General features: G+C 35.2%; 2 protein-coding genes. Both read right to left on the reverse strand.

Annotated elements, in window-relative coordinates:
- Window positions 1–400 (reverse strand): AAA family ATPase (locus tag F6K49_RS47525; RefSeq protein ID WP_293109518.1); only part of this gene is annotated, 400 nt, incomplete at its 3' end.
- Window positions 397–1,583, reverse strand: a 1,187-nt coding sequence (locus F6K49_RS47530) for a hypothetical protein (protein WP_293109522.1), incomplete at its 5' end; no start/stop codon positions are given. The genes F6K49_RS47530 and F6K49_RS47525, both read right to left, overlap by 4 nt.

Genomic DNA, 1,583 nt, shown 5'->3' on the forward strand with positions numbered 1-1,583 from the left:
TGGGACCCAATTGAATATACTTACCAATGTCTGCTAAATTATCCTTGTCGCTTCCTTGAGCATCTTGTAATCTACCAATGGCATCATAACTATAAAGTCCTTGCTGTAAATGGGAGCGAGTGGTAATATTCCAACGTAACACTTCTCCTAATTGTAACTCTTGAGCGACTGCATAGGCCAACGATGTTTTTCCTGTGCCTGGTTTTCCGGTTACTAATAAAGGACGACGCAGATACAAAGCGGCATTGACTAACTCTATTTCCTCTGGCCTGGTCTGATAGGTTGTACCCCGTTTTGTTTTGTCAAATTTCCGCCAGCTAGGAGGATCAGGAAGGCGTTGAATGCCTTCGTGGGGTTGTTCGGGAGTTCCGCGAAAGATTTTCCAAGAGTTATTAGTCATAGGGTTGTATAGTCAATCTGGGGTGGTAGTAGATCGGGGTCTTCCCACAAAAGAGCAAGATGGTGTCCAATGTATTCTTGTCCATCCTCTTCGTTAGGAGCCTTTAAACGTTGTTCTTCTACCTTTTTGGGAAGTTCATTTATTTGACACTCGAATAATTTATCAAATTCCTCTTGACAATTGATGATAGTTTTAAAATCATTCTTTCTCAGCCATAAAGCAACTGGTATTTCCATCGTGTCAATTACTTTTAATATCTCATAATCTGGGGGGTTATATAATTTTAATGCTATGGTTTTTTTATTCATTTTTTCGTTTTTTAAATGAGCATACAACCTTTCCGAATCAAAATCAAATTTACCAACATCAACAAATTCTTGATGGCATTTATTTTCACGACTATCTTTGATTTTTTTCCATTTTTCGCTGCAACTTTTTTGGTGACCATTGTTATGATTCAAACGTTCACAACGTTTTAGAGATCGAATAAATACTTTATAATGCTTACCCATAGGAAGTGTTAAACCATAATAATTTGTAATATTAATTCTTTCAATTTCATAGTTTAATAGTTCATAAGGCAATGAAAATACAATACTTGTATTTTTGCAAAATTCACTGTTGTTTTGTGGATCACTTAAAAATTTTTTTATGAAATTTTCTAACTTTTTAAAAGATAAAACATCTTGTTCAGATTCTCCATCAGCTGATCGAGTCTCTAAAAATTTACAATTTTGAGGCTCTTCTAAGTAATTATAATTATTTTTGTCAGGAATGAACCAAGCTGAGACTAAATAATTAGGTTGACGTTGTTGGTGATATTGCTTACTGGGATCTAGCTTGATAAGCAGATAAGGTTGTGCCTCTAAATTTTGTTGCTGATGATTTTGAGAGTTACTGCTACTCTGAGCTAATAAATTAGAAATGTTATTGGCATTTTTTTCTAACCATTGCTTGAGTTTCTCAGCAGTTGGCTTGGGAATATCTCCAGTGTCTAATAAACGATCGACAAATTTTACAATAAGTTTTTCATCATCAGTTGGTTGAGCTTTCTCCTCCCAATCCAAATTTCTTAGAATTTCATAGAAACTGTCAGGGAGTTCATCTTCCCAATCATCCCATAATCCATCGGCACAACAAGCTTGATAAGCCTGTTGCATTTGGTTGAGCAAGTTTTTTTCTA

The organism is Moorena sp. SIO3I6 (assembly GCF_010672095.1).